The following is a 17,323-nucleotide window of genomic DNA, read 5'->3' as shown; positions in this document are numbered from 1 at the left end:
ACTCTTCCCAATATTTGCCGCATGTGACGGCATTCCGTTGAACGCGGAGCTTCCTCGCGCCAGGGCTAGCCGACTGTTGGCGACCCTATGCGGACCCGAACTCGATTGCGCAGCCCGCTGCGGGCAATGCGCCTCCGAAGCTAGAGATTGTTGAGGTTGAGGCGGGCGATCAGCGGCAGCAACTGGTCGCGGGCGTGGGTGCGATGCAGGCGGGCAGCCACGCTGGCGGTTTCGGAGTCGCCGGCCGCGATGGCGGCAATGAGCGTGCGGTGCTCCTGGCCCGAGGTGACAGGCAGCGGGCGCAGGTTGAGCGTGAACATGCGCGCGCGGTGCAACTGGTCCTTCACAGTGCCGACGATCCTTTGCAGGCGCCGGTTGCCGCAATTGGCCACGACAAGATCGTGGAAGGTTTCGTCGGCCACGGCCCATTGCTTGAGATGGTCGCCTTCGAGCGCGAGTTGCATGGCCGATGTCTGCGCTTCAAGCGCCGCGACCAGTCTATGTCGCTCCCCGTCGCCAAGTTGCGCCAGGCGAGCGGCGGCCGCCCCTTCGAGGGCGATAATGACGTCGTAAATCTCCTGCACATCTTCAGCGGTCAGGCCGCGCACCAGGATGCCGCGCCGTGGCTGGATGCGGACCAGCCCCTCTTCCTGCAGGCGCGCCATGGCTTCGTGAACCGGCGTGCGGCTCATCTCCAGCCGCTTGGCTATGTCGACTTCGGCGGCCTGGAACCCGGGGGGGAAGACGTTGTCGAGGATGGCGCGCTTGATTTCGGCATAGGCCAGATCGACCAGATTCTGCTTGCCATCGTCCGCTTCGATCTCCGGCTCGGCGGACAGGCGCGACGCATTCTCCTGCGTGGACGTGGACCGAAGTTGGATAGAACGCATGATGCCCTCCGCAATACGACGCCAGCCTATCGTGCCGATTTCCGGTTGACAAACCGTAGCGTTCATCAACACATTCATGCTTGCATGCAAGATGACATACATAACATGCTGCAAGGGAGGATTTCCATGATCACCAAAATAGCGGCCGTCGCGGCCCTGATGGCCGGCCTCAGCGTTTCAACGCTGGCGACAGCGCAGGACTTTCCCGACCATCCGATCACCATCCTGGTGCCGGCTGCGGCTGGTGGTCCCAGCGATACGGTGGCGCGCCTGGTGGCGGATGCGCTGGGCAAGGAACTCGGCCAGCAGGTGCTGGTGCAAAACCAAGGCGGCGCAGGCGGCTCGCTGGGCTCGGGCACCGTCGCCGAGGCAGAGCCCGACGGCTATACGCTGCTGCTCTACCATATCGGCGTGGCGACCTTTTCCGCTCTCTATCCCGCCCTGCCCTATGTTCCAGCCGATTTTACATCGGTAGGCCTGATTACCGAGGTGCCGATGACCATCGTCGGTCGCAGGGACCTGCCGCCGACCGATATCACCGAACTGCTCGCCTATCTCAAGGACGATGCCAATCAGGTCACCTTCGGCACAGCCGGGGTCGGCGCTGTGTCCCACCTGTGCGGCATGCTGTTGCAGGAAGCCATCGGCACCACGCTGACCAACGTGCCCTACAAGGGTTCGGGGCCGGCCATGACCGACCTGATCGGCGGTCGCATCGACCTGATGTGCGACCAGACCACCAATACCACTACCCAGATCAAGGCCGGAGAAATCAAGCCCTATGCCGTGACCACCCGCGAGCGTATCGCCGTGCTGCCTGACCTGCCCACCCTGGCCGAAAGCGGCCTCGACGGCTTCGAGATTTCCGCCTGGCATGCCCTGTGGGCACCCGCCGGAACCCCGGAAGATATCAGGCTGAAGCTGTCGGCGGCATTGCAGGTCGCCCTGACCGACCCGACGCTGATCGAGCGCTTTGCCGGGCTCGGCACCGCGCCGGTGCCCGCCGAGATGGCGACGCCCGCGGCGCTGGACGAGCGCTTCAAGAGCGAGCTGGAGCGCCTGGGCGCCCTGATCGCCACGCTGCCCAAAGACTGACCTCCCCGGGCGCGGCGCTGTTGCCGCGCCCACCTTCTTCATACGGACATCATCATGCGCGAATATCGTATCGCCGCCATCCCGGCCGACGGCATCGGCCCTGAAGTCATCGCCGCCGGCCTGCAGGTGCTCGAAGCCCTGGAGAAGCGCGCCGGCGATTTCAAAATCCACGCCCAGACCTTCGACTGGGGTTCGGACTACTACAAGCGACATGGCGTGATGATGCCGGATGACGGGATCGAGACACTCAAGCCGTTCGATGCCATTTTCTTCGGAGCCGTTGGCGCGCCCGACGTGCCGGACCACATCACGCTCTGGGGCCTGCGGCTGCCGATCTGCCAGGGCTTTGACCAGTATGCCAATGTGCGGCCAACGCGCATCCTGCCGGGCATCAAGTCACCCCTGGCCAATGTCGGGACTGGCGATCTCGACTGGGTGATCATCCGGGAAAATTCCGAAGGCGAATATTCCGGCCATGGCGGAAGGGCGCATCGCGGCCTGCCGGAGGAAGTGGGCACCGAGGTCGCCATCTTTACCCGCGTGGGCGTGACGCGCATCATGCGCTACGCGTTCCGCACGGCCCAATCGCGGCCGCGCAAGCTGCTAACGGTCGTCACCAAGTCCAATGCGCAGCGCCACGGCATGGTGATGTGGGACGAGATTGCCGCCGAGGTATCGAGGGAATTCCCCGACGTCACCTGGGACAAGATGCTGGTCGATGCGATGACCGTGCGCATGACGCTCAAGCCGCAGAGCCTCGACACCATTGTCGCCACCAACCTGCATGCCGATATCCTGTCGGACCTGGCGGGGGCGCTGGCCGGCAGCCTGGGCGTTGCCCCAACCGCCAATATCGATCCGGAACGGCGCTTTCCCTCGATGTTCGAGCCCATCCACGGGTCGGCCTTCGATATCACCGGCAAGGGCATCGCCAATCCGGTCGCCACTTTCTGGACGGCGGTGCAGATGCTCGAGCATCTCGGCGAAACCAAAGCGGCCAAGGTCCTGATGAATGCGGTGGAGCGCGTCACCGGCGAAGGCGTGCTGACGCCTGACGTCGGCGGGAAGGCCACGACACGCGAGGTGACCGAAGCGGTGTGCCGGGCGATCGAGGGCGCGAACATCATTTAGGGAGGTCCACCGACGCAGCCGAAGCGAGCGGCAATATGGCGTTTGCCGGCCTTGCGGAGAGACCCCCTTACCTGGTTTTCCGCTGAACGCGGAAAACCGCCCTCTCCCACAAGGGGCGAGGAGCGCCACTCCCAGGCTAGGCGATGACCCCTGCCCCGATATGGTGGCGGCCGATCGGCACGATCATCGGCGTGTCCGAGATGGGGTCGATGACCACGCGTGACGCCATGCCGAACACATCCGCGACGACGGCTTCGGTCATGACCTCGGACGGACGCCCCTCCGCCACCAGCCTGCCCGCTTTCATCGCCACGATGTGGTCGGCGTAGCGGCAGGCGAGGTTGAGGTCGTGGAGGACGACGACGACGGTGCGGCCGTTGTGCTTGACCAGGTCGGTCAGCAGGTCGAGGACTTCGACCTGGTGGTTGATGTCGAGGAAGGTGGTGGGCTCGTCGAGCAGCAGGACATCGGTTTGCTGGGCCAGGGCCATGGCGATCCAGACGCGCTGGCGCTGGCCGCCGGAGAGTTCATCGACCGGGCGGTCGGCAATATCGAGCGTGTCGGTGGCACGCAGGGCTTCGGCGACGGCGGCATCGTCCTCGGGGGTCCAACGGCGGAACCAGCCCTGATGCGGATAGCGGCCACGACCGACGAGATCGGCGACGACAATGGCATCGGGGGCGATGGGCGATTGCGGCAGCACGCCAAGGATGGTGGCGACCTCGCGGGTCGACATCTGGTGGATGGGCTTGCCATCGAGGTAGACGGCGCCGCGGGCGGGCGCCAGGAGGCGCGCCAGGCCGCGCAATACGGTGGACTTGCCGCAGGCATTGGCGCCAACGATGACGGTGAGCTTGCCGGGCGGAATGGTGAGGCTGAGGTCGTCCACGACCTTGCGGTCGCCATAGCCGAGATCGATGCCGGCGGCGAGAAGCTGGTGGTCAATGGTCATGGCAGTCTCCAGACATATCAGTTCACCTTCCCGGCCCGGTTGGACACGACCAGCAGCCAGAGGAGGAACCCGGCACCGAAGACGCCGGTGACGACGCCGACGGGCAATTGTACTGCCGGGAGAGCGTGCTGGGCGACCAAATCCGAGCCCAGCATGACCAATGCGCCGACCAGTGCCGCCTGCACGAAGCCCTTGCCGCTGCCGGCCAGCAGGTTACGCGCGATGGGACCGGCGACGAAGGCCACGAAGGTCACCGGGCCGACGGCAGCGGTGGCGAAGGCCGCATAGGCGACGCCGACCAGCATGAGGCCAAGCCGCACGGCTTCGACGCGGGCACCGAGGGCGGTGGCGGTGTCGTCGCCCAATTGCATGGCATCGAGCGCGCGGGCCAGCAAAGCAGTCAGCGGCAGCAGCAGGGCCAGGGCGATGGCCATGCCGATGATATCGTCGCTGCCCGAAGCGTTGAGGCTGCCGATCAGCCAACCCAGCGCCTGCTGCACCTCGAACAGGCGGGCGCGGGTGAACAGGTAGGATATGATCGCCGACATCATGGCGGCCATGCCGATGCCGATCAGCACGACGCGATAGGCGGTGACGCCGCCGCGCCAGGACAGGCCGTAGATGACCAGGGCCGTCAGGACGGCGCCGAGCAGCGCGCCCAGCGAGACCGAAATGCCCGACAGGCCCAGCGCGATGATGCAGAACACAGCCGAGGCGCTGGCGCCATGCGAAATCCCGATAATATCGGGACTGGCCAAGGGGTTACGCAGCAACGTCTGGAAAATGATTCCGCTGAGCGCGAAGGAAATCCCGGTCAGCACGGCCAGCGTGGCGCGCGGCAGGCGGACATTGAGGACGATGAAATCGACGCCCTTGTCGACCAGGCCGGTCAAGGGCGAGAGCAGCGAGCGCAGCACTTCGGATGGCGGCACCGGGTAGTCGCCAAGATAGAGCGCCAGGGCAAAGGCCAGGACCAGCAGGACGAGCAGGCCCAGCGTCACCAGACGCCGGCGGGTGGCGAGGCGGTGGCGGATATGGCGGACGGTGCCTGCGGCGTCGAGAGTGGTCATCACAGGCTCGCCAGCTTGCGACGGCGGACCAGCGCGATGAAGAAGGGCGCGCCGACAAAGGCGGTGACAATACCGACCTGCACCTCGCCGGGCGGGGCAATGACGCGGCCGATGACGTCGGCACCCAGCAGCAGGATGGGCGCCAGCAGCATGGAATAGGGCAAAATCCAGCGGTAGTTGGGGCCGGTGACGGCGCGCGCCACATGCGGCACCGTGAGGCCGACAAAGGTGATGGGACCGGCCGCGGCGGTGGCCGCGCCAGCCAGGATCACCGCGGCGAGTCCGGCCAGGGCGCGCGAGCGGCCGACATTCTGGCCCAGCGAGCGGGCCACGTCCTCGCCCATGGAGAGCCCGTCGAGCAGGCGGCCGGAGGCTAGCGCCAGGAGGATGCCGACGGCCAAAAACGGGGCAACCTGGACGAAGATATCCATGTCACGGCCCACCAGCGACCCCACCTGCCAGAAGCGGATTTCATCGAGGGTGCGCGGGCTGGTGAGCAGGATGGCGTTGGTGACCGACTGCATCGCGGCGGTCATGGCGGCGCCGGCCAGTGCCAGCTTGACGGGGGTGGCCCCTTCCCGACCCAACGAGGCCACTGCGTAGACGACGAGCATGGCGATGCCGGCGCCGATAAAGGCCAGCCAGACATAGGCACTGAGCTGGGTGATGCCGAAGACGGCGATGCCCAGAACCACAAAAACCGCGGCGCCGGCATTGATGCCCAGGATGGATGGATCGGCCAGCGGATTACGCGTGGCGCCTTGCAACACCGCGCCGGAGAGGCCAAGCGCCGCGCCCACGGCAAGGCCGATGACGGTGCGCGGCAGGCGCAGCTCCCAGATGATGCGGTGATCGGTCGAGTCCGGATCGAAGGCGGTCAGCGCCGTCCAGACGGCTTCGAGGGTGATCGGGCGCGCGCCCACGGTGATGGAGAGGAAGGCGACCAGCAGCACGGCCACGGCAAGGCAAAGGAGGCCGAGCGCGAGCGCGGCCCCCCTGGTCGTGACGATGGTGGCTGGTGCCTCGGCCATGCCTATTCGCTGAGGTTCTCGTCGGCGGCGTTGATGGCGGCTGTGACCTTGTCGAGCTCGCTGGCATAAGCGCCGTAGTTGCGCAGCCAGAAGGCGGGCCACTCGGTGACGGCGCCGGCCTCGGCAGCCTTCATCAGGGTCCAGGTCGGCTGGGCCAAGGCGGTTTCCAGGGTCGAGGCCTGGCGATTGTCGACCAGGATCAGGTCGGGCTGGTACTTGTCGGTGTTTTCCCAGGAGAGGGTTTCCCAATAGCCGCGGTCGTCGGCGACCTCGGGGTCGATGAGGTTGAGACCCCAGGCGTGGAAATCCATGAGTTCGGCGGCGCCGCCGGTGGCGGCGACATAGAGGGCGTCGGTGCCGGCCCAGACGGCCAGCGCGGTGAGGTTCGGCTTGGCAGCGGTGGCGGCCTGGAATGCGGCCCTGGAGGCTTCGAAGGCGGCCTTGTCGGCGGCAATTTCGGGCTTGCTCAGGTCGGCACCGAGGCTGGTGGCCAGGGCTTCATAATCCTCGATCAGGGTGACGATGGAATCGCCCTGGGTGACGCCGGTGATCGGGGCCAGCGGGCTCAGCGCCTTGACCACGGCCTCGCCGCCGCTCCAGGCGGTGTCGAGCGGCCAGTATTCGGCAATGACCACCTGCGGATCGAGCGCGGCGGCCTTTTCGATATCCACCTCGCCCCAGGCCTGGCCGATGATTTCGATGCCTGTCAGATCGAGACCCTGAAGGGCCTTGGCATCGGCGATCGGGCTATCGGCATAGATAGCGACGGGGCGGATGCCGAGGGGGATGAGGCCGGCCGCAGCGTCCTGGCTGGCGATGATGCGGGTGGGGACTTCATCGAGGGTGACCGTGTTGCCGGTGCTGTCGGTGTAGGTCCAGGGCGCGGCATGGGCCATGAGGGGGTTCAGGGCGAAGGCGGCGACGGCGAGGGAAAGCAGGGTCCTGGACGGCATTTTCGGCTCATGCGCTGGTGGATGAAACTTGGCCGGTTCGTAAGGGAGGTAAGTTGAATGGTCAAGTCATGTTTAGCACGGGAGAGCGAGTGCTGCCCCTTTGTGAGACGACTGGCTCACCAAGGGGATGTTTATTTTGGATGTCTGGGCTTTCCCTTCTCCCTTCGTGGGAGAAGGTGCCCCTCCGGGTCGCTTCGCGCCCGAAGGCAGGCTCCGGGCGGATGAGGGGCGCCGAGTTTTCCCGCCTTCATTGAAGCATAGGTGAGCGCGGCCCCTCACCCGAAAATCCGCTGGACGCGGATTTTCACCCTCTCCCACGAGGGGAGAGGGTAAGACTGCGCTCCAGGTCAACACTCCCTAACGCCAGGGCTGCAGGGCGACGGTCAAGCCGGCTTGCGGTATTGGTAGATGCCGACGTCGATGGAGCCTTCGGTGAAGCCGGCTTCGCAATAGGAGAGGTAATAGACCCACTTGCGCTTGAACTCTTCGTCGTAGCCGAGCGGGGCGATCATGGGCCAGCGTTCGAGGAAGCGCTCGCGCCAGAGCTTGAGCGTCTTGGCGTAGCTGAGGCGGAAGGTCTCGACGTTTTCCAGCACCAGATTATACTTGTCGCCAAAATCCTTCATCACCGTCTTGGTCAGCAGCATGCCGCCGGGGAAGATGTAGCGCTGGATGAAATCGGGCCCGCTGCGATAGCCATCGAAATCCTCTTCGCGGATGGTGATGGCCTGGATGGCGGCAGTGCCGCCGGGCTTGAGGCGATCATGCACGGTCTGGAAATAACTGGGCCAATTGTCTTCGCCCACCGCCTCGATCATCTCGATGGAGCCGATATGGTCGAACTGGCCTTCGGTGTGGCGATAATCCTCGAAAACCAGGGTGGCAAATTTATCGAGACCCTGGCGGGCCAGGCGTTCGAGGCCGAATTTGAGCTGCTCGGCCGAGAGGGTGATGCCGCGCAGATGGGCCTTGTAGTCGCGGGCGACGGTTTCGGCGAAGCCGCCCCAGCCGCAGCCGATCTCGAGGACCGACGAGCCTTCGGTGACGCCGGCCATGTCGGCGACGCGGCGATATTTGGCGAGCTGGGCTTCCTCGAGACTCTGGTCGCCCGAGGTGAAGACCGCCGAGGAATAGGTCATGGAGGGATCGAGCCACTGGCCGTAGAAGTCGTTGCCGAGATCGTAGTGCTCGGCGATGTTCTTCTTGGAGCCTTCCAGCGTGTTGCGGCGCGACAGGTGGTAATGCAGGTCGGTCGCGGCGCGGCGGAAGAAGCCGGGATTGGCGTGCTCGAACATGTCGCGATTCTGCAGAAAGAAGCGGAACAGGGCGGTGAGGTCGTCGGCCTCGATATCGCCGGCCATATAGGCCGAGGCGAAGCCGACCGTACCGCGCTGCATGGCCTCGCTCAGGACGCGGAAATTGTTGAGCCGCAGCACGGCATGTTCACCGGTCGACGGATTGCCGACGGTGCGCGTGCGACCGTTGGGGAAGATGACTGTGAGGGCGCCATGCTGTGGCCTGCCAATCAGGGCGACGCCGATACGTTCGACTACCCAGGAGGCAAAACTGGTCCACGGCGTTGCGCCGGTACTGGTATTCTCTACTACGGACTTCGTCATTGGGCCGCTTCGTCCAAATTTATTAAACCTGGCGGCGACGCTTGCTCCGCCGCCTCAATTCAAGCGTTGGCGGCATGTCCCTGAGCTCAAAAACGGTGCTTCCGGACCACGCCTGAAGCCAGTTTATCCGCCATAAGAGGATATGCAAGCAGCAGTTTTCGGTGGCACGAGCTGGTTCGTCAGCCCTTGGGGCGGGCCAGATCGGTAAGGCGGAGCTGCACCTGCTCGCGGCCCTGGTAGTGATCGATGGAGAGTGCGCCGGCGAAGTGGAACGCCGAATCGCCATCGCGCAGCAGGGCATCGCCAATGGCGGTGCTGGCAGCGCGGAAGGCGATGGCCTTAAGGCGGGCGCCGTCCTCGGAGGTGAGGGTGAAGCTCACATGGCCGCCCTTGCCGACGACCTGGGCAAAGCGGGCGCGATGGGCGGGAAAGGCGAAGACCGGGCCGGGATTGCCTGATCCATAGGGCCCTGCCCGCTCCAGATCATGCACCAGATCGAGGCTGGCGCCGCGCGCTGTCAGAGCCGCGTCGATGGAGAGAGCCGTGGCAGCACGGGCGGCGGCGACATCGACCGAGAGGGCCCCGGCGAGGAAGGAGCGGAACGGGCCGAGCTGGCCCGGCAGAATCGTGACGCCGGCCGCCATAGCGTGGCCGCCACCCTTGGCGACGAGGCCAAGCTCCACGGCTTCGATAACGGCGCGACCGAGATCGACGCCGGGCATGGAGCGGCCCGAGCCGGTGCCGGTGCCATCGGGGCCAAGGGCGATGGCGAAGGTGGGCCGCTCGAATCGCTCGCGCAGGCGGGCGGCGATGAGGCCGGCCACGCCGGGATGCCAATTGGCCGAGGCGAGAACGAGGACCGGCGGTCCCTCACCGCTGCCGATTTCCATTTCGGCGACGGCGGCGGCTTCTTCCACCGCCTCGACCTCGATGCGCTGGCGTTCCGAATTGAGCTCGTCGAGCCGGGCGGCAATGGCGAGGGCGTGGTGTTCATCGTCCACGGTCAGCAGTTCGGTGCCCATGGCGGCATTGCCGATGCGGCCGCCGGCATTGATGCGCGGGCCGATGAGAAAGCCGAGATGGTAGGGATTGAGCGGGCCGCTGAGCCGGGCGGCGAGCGCCAAAGCCGCGATGCCCTTGTTGTCGCCACGGCGGGCGACTTCGAGGCCGCGGACGACGAAGGCGCGGTTGAGGCCGGTGAGCGGGACGACATCACAGATGGTGGCGAGGGCGACCAGGTCGAGCAGTTTCAGCAGATCGGGCAGACCGGTATCGCCGCGGTTACGCAAAGCGCGGTTGACGGCGACCAGCACCATGAAGGTGACGCCGGCAGCGCAGAGGTAGCCGAGGCCGGAAATGTCGTCGGGCCGGTTCGGATTGACCAATGCGGTGGCATCGGGGAGTTCGTGGTCGGACAGGTGGTGGTCGATGACCAGCACGTCGGCGCCCCGGCTGCGCGCATGGGCGATGGGAGCATCGCTGGTGGTGCCGCAATCGAGCGTGATGATGAGGCTGGCCCCGGAATCGATCAGCTTGTCCATGGCCGCGATATTGGGGCCGTAGCCCTCGAAGATGCGGTCGGGAATATGGACCTGCGGCTCGATGCCGAAGTGCCTGAGATAGCGGACCATGAGGGCGCAGGAACAGGCGCCGTCAACATCGTAGTCACCGAAGAGGGCGATGGCTTCGTTGTCGGTGATGGCTTTGGCGAGGCGCTCGGCCAAGCCATCCATGGCGATCAAAGTCGAGGGATCGGGCATGAGGCCGCGAATGGTGGGCTCGAGCCAGGTGGCGGCTTCATCGATGCTCACGCCGCGGGCGGCGATGATACGAGAGAGGATTTCGGAAATGCCCGAGCGCTGGGACATGGCGGTGGCGGTGCGGGTGGTCGTCGCGTCGAGCCGGTCAATCCAGGCGCGGCCGGTGACCGAGCGGGTGACGTCAAGGAAAGGGCGCGGCGCATCGAGCATGGGGGAGAGGTAGGCGATTTACGCAGTGGTGGGAAGGGCCGTGCCACGCCCTCCTTCGACAGGCTCAGGATGAGGGTGGTTCGAGGCGCTGAAGAAGCGCACCTCACCATGAGGGCTACTTTGAACTCAGCGCTACCAGTAGCCCTCATGGTGAGGCGGGAGCGTCGCGACCCTCGAACCACGAGGGCGTGACACTACCGCGCGTGCTGCGCCTTGATCCAGCGGACGGTCTGGCTCCAGCTGCGCATGACGATGGTGCTGGTTTCGACGGAGCGGCGGCGGAGGCGGATGCCTTCGAGCAAGGTGCCGTCGGTGACGCCGGTGGCGGCGACGAGCACGTCGCCGGCGGCCAGTTCTGACACGTCGTAGATGCGATTGGGATCGGTGATGCCCATGGCGATGGCGCGTTCGCGCTTGGGCGGGGTATCGAGGATGAGCTTGCCCTGCATCTGGCCGCCGATGCAGCGCAGGGCCGCTGCCGCGAGGACGCCTTCGGGGGCGCCGCCGGAGCCGAGATAGATGTCGATGCCGGTATCCTCGGTGTTGACGGCGTGCATGACGCCGGCAATGTCGCCGTCGCTGATCAGCTTGACGGCAACGCCGGTGGTGCGCAACTCCTCGATGAGGGCGGCGTGGCGGGGGCGATCGAGCACGATAGCGGTGATTTCGCTCAGCGGCACGCCCTTGGCCTTGGCCAATGCCTTGACGTTTTCGGTGGCGGTCCAGTCGATATGCACGGTGCCGGGGGCGTATTCGGCGCCGATGGCGATCTTGTGCATATAGACGTTGCGGGCAACGTTGAGCAGGCCACCGCGCTCGGCCATGGCCAGAACGACGATGGAATCCGGCTGGTTCTTGGCGCAGAGAGTGACGCCCTCGAGCGGATCGACGGCGATATCGACCTCGGGCCCCTGCCCGGCCCCGACGGCTTGGCCGATATAGAGGTTATCGCACTCGTTTTCTTCGCCCTCGCCGATGACGATGCGGCCGGAAATGGCGACGCGGTCGAGTTCGGCCTTCATGGCGAGGACTGCGGCTTCGTCGGCCGCCTGTTCATTGCCCTTGCCGCGCCATTCGGCAGCGGCGATGGCGGCGCGCTCGGTAACGCGCACCAGTTCCAGCGCCAGGCTGCGATGCAGGTTGGCGGGGGTTTTCTCGCCCTCGGCCTTCGATAATCTCATATTTCCTCCCGGAGCCCGGCTTGCCCCGGAGGGGTATCAGAGCGTTTCGATCCGGATCAATTGCGGTTCACCGACGATAAACCCGTCGGCGGCGATCTGCGCAAGCGATTCACGCACGGACGATTCCAAAGTCTGCTGGGTGATCATCACCACGGTCCGGGTGGGCGAGCCATCCGGCGCCACGGCTTTGGCGCCCAAATCGGACCGCTGGATGACGGAATCGATGGAAATGCTGCGCTCGCCCATGCGGGTAGCGATGGCCGCCAGAGCGCCGGGCACATCCTTGGCGTTGAGGCGGATATAGTAGCCGCCATCGTGAGCGCGCAGCGGCGCCTGCTTGTAAGGCAGCAATTCGTCGCTGGGCACGCCGAGCGGGGGAACGCGGGTGCCGCGGGCGATATCGAGGATATCCGACAGCACCGAGGAGGCCGTGGGCGGACCGCCAGCGCCGGGGCCGGCCAGCAGTAGTTCATGCACGTGGTCGGTTTCGAGCGCCACGGCATTCATCACGCCATCGACGCCGGCAATCGCCGAAGCCCTGGGCACGAAGGTCGGGTGTACGCGCTGCTCGATGCCCTGATCGGTGCGCTGGGCAATGCCCAGCAGCTTGATCTTGTAGCCGAGCTCGGCGGCGACCTTGATATCGTGCTGGGTGATGCGGGAAATGCCTTCGACGCGGATCTCGTCGGGCGCGATCTCGTAGCCGAAGCAGAGCGTGGCAAGGATGGAGAGCTTATGGGCGGTGTCGAAGCCTTCGACGTCGAAGGTGGGGTCGGCTTCGGCATAGCCGAGGGCCTGTGCATCCTTGAGGCAGTCGGCAAAGGAAATGTCCTCGTTGCCCATGCGGGTGAGGATGTAGTTGCAGGTGCCGTTCATGATGCCGAAGACCTTGGCGATGCGGGCCGAGCCCAGGCCCTCGCGCAGGGTCTTGATGACGGGGATGCCGCCGGCCACGGCGGCCTCGAAGCCGAGCTGGGCACCGGATTCCTCGGCGAGACGGGCGAGCGTGACGCCGTGCTTGGCGAGCAGCGCCTTGTTGGCGGTGACGACGGGGCGGCCGATTTCGAGGGCGGCTTTCACGGCAGCAAGGGCCGGGCCGTCTTCGCCGCCGATGAGTTCGACGAACAGATCGATGCCGTCGGACTTGGCAAGGGCCACCGGATCGTCGAACCAGTCGAGCCCGGAAATATCAATGCCGCGGTCGCGGGAACGCGAGCGCGCGGCAACGGCCGTCACCACCAGTTGGCGGCCCAGTTTTCGCGTGAGGTCGGCGGCGTCCTTTTGCAGGATGCGGACCAGGGTGGCGCCGACATTGCCGAGACCGGCAACACCGACGCGCAGGGGCGCCTGGGTTTCGCCATCACCGAAATCGGCCATGGCCTTGAGAATGCGGGCGCGGGTATCGGAGCGCGGTTCGCGGCCCTCGCGCAAGTCGAAGACGAAGAGCGGATCGCCGGCGACGGTGCGGCCGAACCGGGTCGGCGTCCAGCCACGGGCGGAGATGAAGGTTTCGACGGCTTGGCGGAAGGAAGCAATATCACTCATGGTGGCGCCATGTGCATAGGAATATGCCTAGCCGTCAATAGGAGTTTGATACGATGGCGGAGAGATCGCAGTACCCGATCTGTTCCTCCCCCTGGCAGGGGGAGGAACAGATCGGCGGTTTGGCAGCAGGTTGCCCCTACCAACCGCTATTTTCCGGCGGCCCTGGCGGCGTCGGCGATCAGCTTGATGTATTGAGGAAAGCCCCACTTGATCGAGAGTGCGGTGGGCGGGGAGACTGAATTGATCAGTTCGGCGCCGACGACGTGGGCGACGGCGCCGGATTTGACCTGGAGCTGCAGGGCGACGAGCGAATTGGCGAAGAAGGCGGCGTCGGTTTCCGGCGTTTCGAAATAGGAGATCAGGATGTCGCTGGTGAGCCGGTCGAAGGTTTCGTAGCTCAGTGAATAGAAGAAGCTTTCACCCTGGGCCAGTTCGGTGACGCTGGGAGCGAGGACCATGCCGAGATCCTCAAGGAAGCTCATGCGCGGGTCGAGCCCGGCATAGACGGCGACTTCGCCATTATATTCGGCAATGCCGGCAAAGGTGGTGCCCTGGACCTCGGGATATTTGGCGGTTTCGGCGACCATGAACTGTTCGAGGTCGGCGACCAGCGCCTCGGCTTCGGCAGGCTTGCCGATGGCCTTGCCCGTAGTGGTGATCACCTCCTGCCACGACGTGCTCCACGGCACTTCGGGATAGACGACGACCGGGGCGATGCCGCTCAGCACGTTGTATTCGTCCTCGGTCATGCCGGAATAGACGGCGATGATGAGGTCGGGTTGCAGGGCGGCGACGGCCTCGATCGGCACGTCATTGCCGGCCGGCAGGATGGTCGGGAAGGTGCCGCCAAGGGCCGCCACGGCGTCCTTGTCCCAGCCCAGGGCGCCGTTTTCATCGCCGCCATAGGCGAAATGGGGAATGCCGACCGGGATTTCGCCAAGGGCCAGCACGGCATCCTGGCTGGCCCAGCCCCAGGTGACGATGCGCTGCGGCTTGGCGGGGATGGTGGTTTCGCCGAAGGCGTGGGGAATCGTGACCGGGAAGGTCTGGGCGTGAACTGATGTGGCGAAAGCGGCGGTTGCCAGGATGGCGGCGGCTATGACGGATCTGACGAGATGATTCATGATTGTCTTCCAGGCATTTGGAACATCAGGGCTTTTCGGCGGCTTCGGCAGCGGCGCCGACGGCGGCCACCAGGTCGGGCAAGGCCCAGCGCAGGGACAGCGGCGTGACCGCACCGCCCACGGCCATGGTGGTGGAGGCACCATCGACCAGCACGAGGGCGCCCCTTTCGACCTGCGGCGCGCGGGCAGCGAAGGGTTGGGCGAAAAACGCTTCGGCCGCTTCGGGACTATCCATGAAGGCGACGAGAATGTCGGCATCGAGTGAGGCGAGGTTTTCGTAGCTCAGCAGGTAGTTGAACGCGGCGGGATCGCTGTTGTCGAGTTCGGGCGCCGGTAGCAGGCCGAAGGACAGCAGGAGCTTGGTGCGCGGATCGATGGCCTTGCGGATGGAGATGGAGCCTTCGCCGCTATCGACGAAGTTGATGACGGTCTTGCCGGCAATGGCGGGGTATTTGGCAACCTCATCGGCGATGAACTGCTCGGTATCGGCGATGAGCTGGGTGGCCTCGCCGGGCTTGCCAAGGGCCTCGCCGGTCAGGCGGACCACGTCCTGCCAGCTGGCGGTCCAGCGGATTTCGGGAAAGACGACGGTGGGCGCGATCTGGCTCAGGCGCGCATATTCGTCTTCGGTAATACCCGAATAGACGGCGATGATGACATCGGGGTCGAGCGCGGCGATGGCTTCGAAATTCGGGGCGCCGGCGCCATCGCCGAGAATTTCCGGCATGGGCTGGCCGCTCTGCTCGATCGCCGCGCGGGTCCAGGCCAGGAGGCCCTCCCCGTCGCCACCATAGGTCATCGACGGGATGCCGACGGGCACGACGCCCAGCGCCAGCACCGCATCCTGCGTGCCCCAGCCCCAGGTGACGACACGCTGCGGCGCGGCCTCGATGATGGTGGCGCCATAGGCATGGTCGACGGTGACGGGGAAGGCCTGGGCGAAAGCGGCGGTGGCGGTGAAGGCCACGGGGAGGACGAGGGCAAGCAGGCGGGTGATCATGACGGCACTCAGTGGATGGAGATGGCTCTCCATACAAAAGATGAGTTATCCTGTCATGTATTTATTTGAAGCGAAAAGACACCGGTGCGATAACAGTCGTCAAGCCTCGACACCCCCTCCCCAGCTCTGCCAAGGCCCTGCGGGCCAGGCGACGCTACCCTCCCCTCAAGGGGGAGGGTGAGCAGGAGCCGAGGATATCGCGCTCTAATAAGCGCTCGACCGATCAAGCCGGAGGATGACGCCCTACCCGACCAGAGGCACGACGTTCCCTGAGCCGGTCTTGGAGCCGAGGAGTTTCTTGATGTTGCGGGCGGCCTGGCGGATGCGCTGTTCGTTTTCGACGAAGGCGAGGCGGATATACTGATCGCCATATTCGCCGAAGCCGACGCCAGGGGCGACGCCGACGCCGGTTTCCTTGATCAGGAGCTTGGCGAATTCGAGCGAGCCGAGATGGGCGAACTGGGCCGGAATCGGGGCCCAGGCGAACATGGTGGCCTTTGGCACGGGAATGTCCCAGCCGGAGCGTGCAAAGCTCTCGACCATCACGTCGCGGCGCATCTTGTAGACCTTGCGGACCTCGTCGATGACATCGTCGCTGCCGTTGAGTGCGGCGGCGGCGGCGACCTGGATGGGGGTGAAGGCGCCGTAGTCGAGGTAGGATTTGACGCGGGCCAAAGCCGCGATCAGGCGCTCGTTGCCGACGGCAAAACCGACGCGCCAGCCGGGCATGGAATAGGTCTTGGACATGGAGGTGAATTCCACCGAGATATCCATGGCGCCGGGCACCTGCAAAACGGAGGGCGGCGGGTCATTCTCGTCGAAATAAATCTCGGAATAGGCGAGATCGGAGAGGATGAAGATGTCGTGCTCGCGGCAGTACTTGACCACCTCGGTATAAAAATCGAGCGAGGCCGTGTAGGCGGTCGGGTTGGCCGGGTAGTTCAGCACCAGCGCGATCGGCTTGGGGATCGAGTGGCGCACGGCGCGATCGAGCGAGCGCATGAAATCTTCATTCGGATCGGCGGGCATGGAGCGGACGACGCCGCCAGACATGATGAAGCCGAAGGAATGGATGGGATAGGTCGGGTTGGGCACCAGCACCACGTCGCCTGGAGCGGTGATGGCCGAGGCCATGTTGGCGAAGCCTTCCTTGGAGCCGAGCGTGGCCACGACCTGGGTATCGGGATTGAGCTTCACGCCGAAGCGGCGGCCGTAATAGCTGGCCTGGGCCTTGCGCAGGCCGGGAATGCCGCGCGAGGTGGAATAGCGGTGGGTGCGGCCGTCCTTGACCGTTTCCTGCAGCTTTTCGACGATGTGGGCCGGCGTGGGCATGTCGGGATTGCCCATGCCCAGATCGATGACATCGACGCCTTCGGCGCGGGCCTTGGCCTTTAGCGGGTCGATATGGGCAAAGACGTAAGGGGGAAGACGGCGGATTTTGTGGAAGTCGTCGCTCATGATTTCCTCGGCGGTCCCAACAAGGACCTGAACTGGCCGCGACGCGCTCAGAGCGCCACGCCTCTCATTGAGGCGGTGATTATCGCGGAATTATGGTTGTGAACGGGTTAAGTGACCCCGGTTTCGGGTCTGTCTCGTGTTCGGCTCTTCCCGGCCCCAGCAAGGCCATGCGGGAAGAGCTAGCGGGCGTTTGCCGCCGCCGCGAAGGCAAAAGCAGCCACTGCACCCGCGGCGAGCAATGCTCCAACCTCAGCAACAGTGTAGAGAGACTGCATGTCCCTTGCCCTTCAGATGCGATTTTTGT

At 65.2% G+C, this 17,323-nt stretch carries 14 protein-coding genes; 2 read left to right on the top strand and 12 right to left on the bottom strand.

All coding sequences use genetic code 11. From position 1 onward, the window contains the following. Positions 1–140: 140 nt before the first annotated feature. Positions 141–890, bottom strand: coding sequence for a GntR family transcriptional regulator (locus ASD80_RS04505; protein WP_156460325.1), 750 nt, complete (start codon positions 888–890; stop codon positions 141–143). 126 nt (positions 891–1,016) lie between these two features. Between ASD80_RS04505 and ASD80_RS04500 the strand changes: the two genes are divergently transcribed. Next, positions 1,017–1,985, top strand: coding sequence for a tripartite tricarboxylate transporter substrate-binding protein (locus tag ASD80_RS04500; RefSeq protein WP_056229574.1), 969 nt, complete (start codon positions 1,017–1,019; stop codon positions 1,983–1,985). A gap of 54 nt (positions 1,986–2,039) precedes the next feature. Continuing rightward, on the top strand, positions 2,040–3,116 hold the full coding sequence (locus ASD80_RS04495) for a tartrate dehydrogenase (protein WP_056229571.1): 1,077 nt from the start codon (positions 2,040–2,042) through the stop codon (positions 3,114–3,116). A gap of 136 nt (positions 3,117–3,252) precedes the next feature. On the opposite strand, the gene ASD80_RS04490 is transcribed toward ASD80_RS04495, so the two are convergent. The 11 genes from ASD80_RS04490 to ASD80_RS04440 all read right to left on the bottom strand — a co-directional run bounded on the left by ASD80_RS04490 (position 3,253) and on the right by ASD80_RS04440 (position 17,019). Beyond that, a complete protein-coding gene (locus ASD80_RS04490; protein WP_056229569.1) occupies positions 3,253–4,068 on the bottom strand; it encodes an ABC transporter ATP-binding protein in 816 nt (271 codons plus the stop codon). 17 nt (positions 4,069–4,085) lie between these two features. Beyond that, positions 4,086–5,138: a FecCD family ABC transporter permease gene (locus ASD80_RS04485; protein WP_056229566.1), complete on the bottom strand. Its 1,053-nt coding sequence runs from the start codon at positions 5,136–5,138 to the stop codon at positions 4,086–4,088. Then, positions 5,138–6,169 carry a FecCD family ABC transporter permease gene (locus tag ASD80_RS04480; protein ID WP_056229563.1) on the bottom strand — a complete coding sequence of 344 codons (1,032 nt, stop codon included), beginning with the start codon at positions 6,167–6,169 and terminating at the stop codon, positions 5,138–5,140. Before ASD80_RS04480 ends, ASD80_RS04485 begins: the two co-directional genes overlap by 1 nt. Positions 6,170–6,171: 2 nt before the next feature. After that, on the bottom strand, positions 6,172–7,122 hold the full coding sequence (locus ASD80_RS04475) for an ABC transporter substrate-binding protein (protein WP_056229560.1): 951 nt from the start codon (positions 7,120–7,122) through the stop codon (positions 6,172–6,174). 383 nt (positions 7,123–7,505) lie between these two features. Further along, positions 7,506–8,741, bottom strand: a complete 1,236-nt coding sequence (locus ASD80_RS04470) for an SAM-dependent methyltransferase (protein ID WP_082555050.1) — start codon at positions 8,739–8,741, stop codon at positions 7,506–7,508. Positions 8,742–8,920: 179 nt separating this feature from the next. After that, the gene (gene recJ, locus ASD80_RS04465; RefSeq protein WP_056229558.1) at positions 8,921–10,711 is read right to left on the bottom strand and encodes a single-stranded-DNA-specific exonuclease RecJ; all 1,791 of its coding nucleotides are present in this window, start codon (positions 10,709–10,711) and stop codon (positions 8,921–8,923) included. 194 nt (positions 10,712–10,905) lie between these two features. After that, positions 10,906–11,892, bottom strand: coding sequence for a class II fructose-bisphosphatase (gene glpX, locus ASD80_RS04460; protein WP_056229555.1), 987 nt, complete (start codon positions 11,890–11,892; stop codon positions 10,906–10,908). A gap of 36 nt (positions 11,893–11,928) precedes the next feature. Beyond that, positions 11,929–13,269 (bottom strand): homoserine dehydrogenase, encoded by a 1,341-nt coding sequence (locus ASD80_RS04455; protein WP_056229682.1) that lies wholly within the window; start codon positions 13,267–13,269, stop codon positions 11,929–11,931. A 314-nt stretch (positions 13,270–13,583) separates the two neighbouring features. Continuing rightward, on the bottom strand, positions 13,584–14,561 hold the full coding sequence (locus ASD80_RS04450) for an ABC transporter substrate-binding protein (protein ID WP_056229553.1): 978 nt from the start codon (positions 14,559–14,561) through the stop codon (positions 13,584–13,586). 25 nt (positions 14,562–14,586) lie between these two features. After that, positions 14,587–15,561, bottom strand: coding sequence for an iron-siderophore ABC transporter substrate-binding protein (locus tag ASD80_RS04445; RefSeq protein WP_056229551.1), 975 nt, complete (start codon positions 15,559–15,561; stop codon positions 14,587–14,589). 243 nt (positions 15,562–15,804) lie between these two features. Next, complete coding sequence (locus ASD80_RS04440) at positions 15,805–17,019, bottom strand: LL-diaminopimelate aminotransferase (RefSeq protein WP_056229550.1); 1,215 nt, start codon at positions 17,017–17,019, stop codon at positions 15,805–15,807. Positions 17,020–17,323 lie beyond the last annotated feature (304 nt).

It is taken from the genome of Devosia sp. Root635, assembly GCF_001427605.1.
GTDB lineage: Bacteria > Pseudomonadota > Alphaproteobacteria > Rhizobiales > Devosiaceae > Devosia.
Note: the sequence above shows the minus strand (reverse complement) of the source record. Positions and strands in the feature narration are given on the sequence as shown.

Excerpts from the sequence above, each read along its gene's own strand:
- ASD80_RS04450 (WP_056229553.1), bottom strand. The coding sequence starts at position 14,561 with ATGAATCATCTCGTCAGATCCGTCATAGCCGCCGCCATCCTGGCAACC.
- ASD80_RS04485 (WP_056229566.1), bottom strand. The coding sequence starts at position 5,138 with ATGACCACTCTCGACGCCGCAGGCACCGTCCGCCATATCCGCCACCGC.
- ASD80_RS04490 (WP_056229569.1), bottom strand. The coding sequence starts at position 4,068 with ATGACCATTGACCACCAGCTTCTCGCCGCCGGCATCGATCTCGGCTAT.
- ASD80_RS04445 (WP_056229551.1), bottom strand. The coding sequence starts at position 15,561 with ATGATCACCCGCCTGCTTGCCCTCGTCCTCCCCGTGGCCTTCACCGCC.
- ASD80_RS04440 (WP_056229550.1), bottom strand. The coding sequence starts at position 17,019 with ATGAGCGACGACTTCCACAAAATCCGCCGTCTTCCCCCTTACGTCTTT.
- ASD80_RS04475 (WP_056229560.1), bottom strand. The coding sequence starts at position 7,122 with ATGCCGTCCAGGACCCTGCTTTCCCTCGCCGTCGCCGCCTTCGCCCTG.
- glpX (WP_056229555.1), bottom strand. The coding sequence starts at position 11,892 with ATGAGATTATCGAAGGCCGAGGGCGAGAAAACCCCCGCCAACCTGCAT.
- recJ (WP_056229558.1), bottom strand. The coding sequence starts at position 10,711 with ATGCTCGATGCGCCGCGCCCTTTCCTTGACGTCACCCGCTCGGTCACC.
- ASD80_RS04470 (WP_082555050.1), bottom strand. The coding sequence starts at position 8,741 with ATGACGAAGTCCGTAGTAGAGAATACCAGTACCGGCGCAACGCCGTGG.
- ASD80_RS04495 (WP_056229571.1), top strand. The coding sequence starts at position 2,040 with ATGCGCGAATATCGTATCGCCGCCATCCCGGCCGACGGCATCGGCCCT.
- ASD80_RS04480 (WP_056229563.1), bottom strand. The coding sequence starts at position 6,169 with ATGGCCGAGGCACCAGCCACCATCGTCACGACCAGGGGGGCCGCGCTC.
- ASD80_RS04500 (WP_056229574.1), top strand. The coding sequence starts at position 1,017 with ATGATCACCAAAATAGCGGCCGTCGCGGCCCTGATGGCCGGCCTCAGC.
- ASD80_RS04455 (WP_056229682.1), bottom strand. The coding sequence starts at position 13,269 with ATGGCCGATTTCGGTGATGGCGAAACCCAGGCGCCCCTGCGCGTCGGT.
- ASD80_RS04505 (WP_156460325.1), bottom strand. The coding sequence starts at position 890 with ATGCGTTCTATCCAACTTCGGTCCACGTCCACGCAGGAGAATGCGTCG.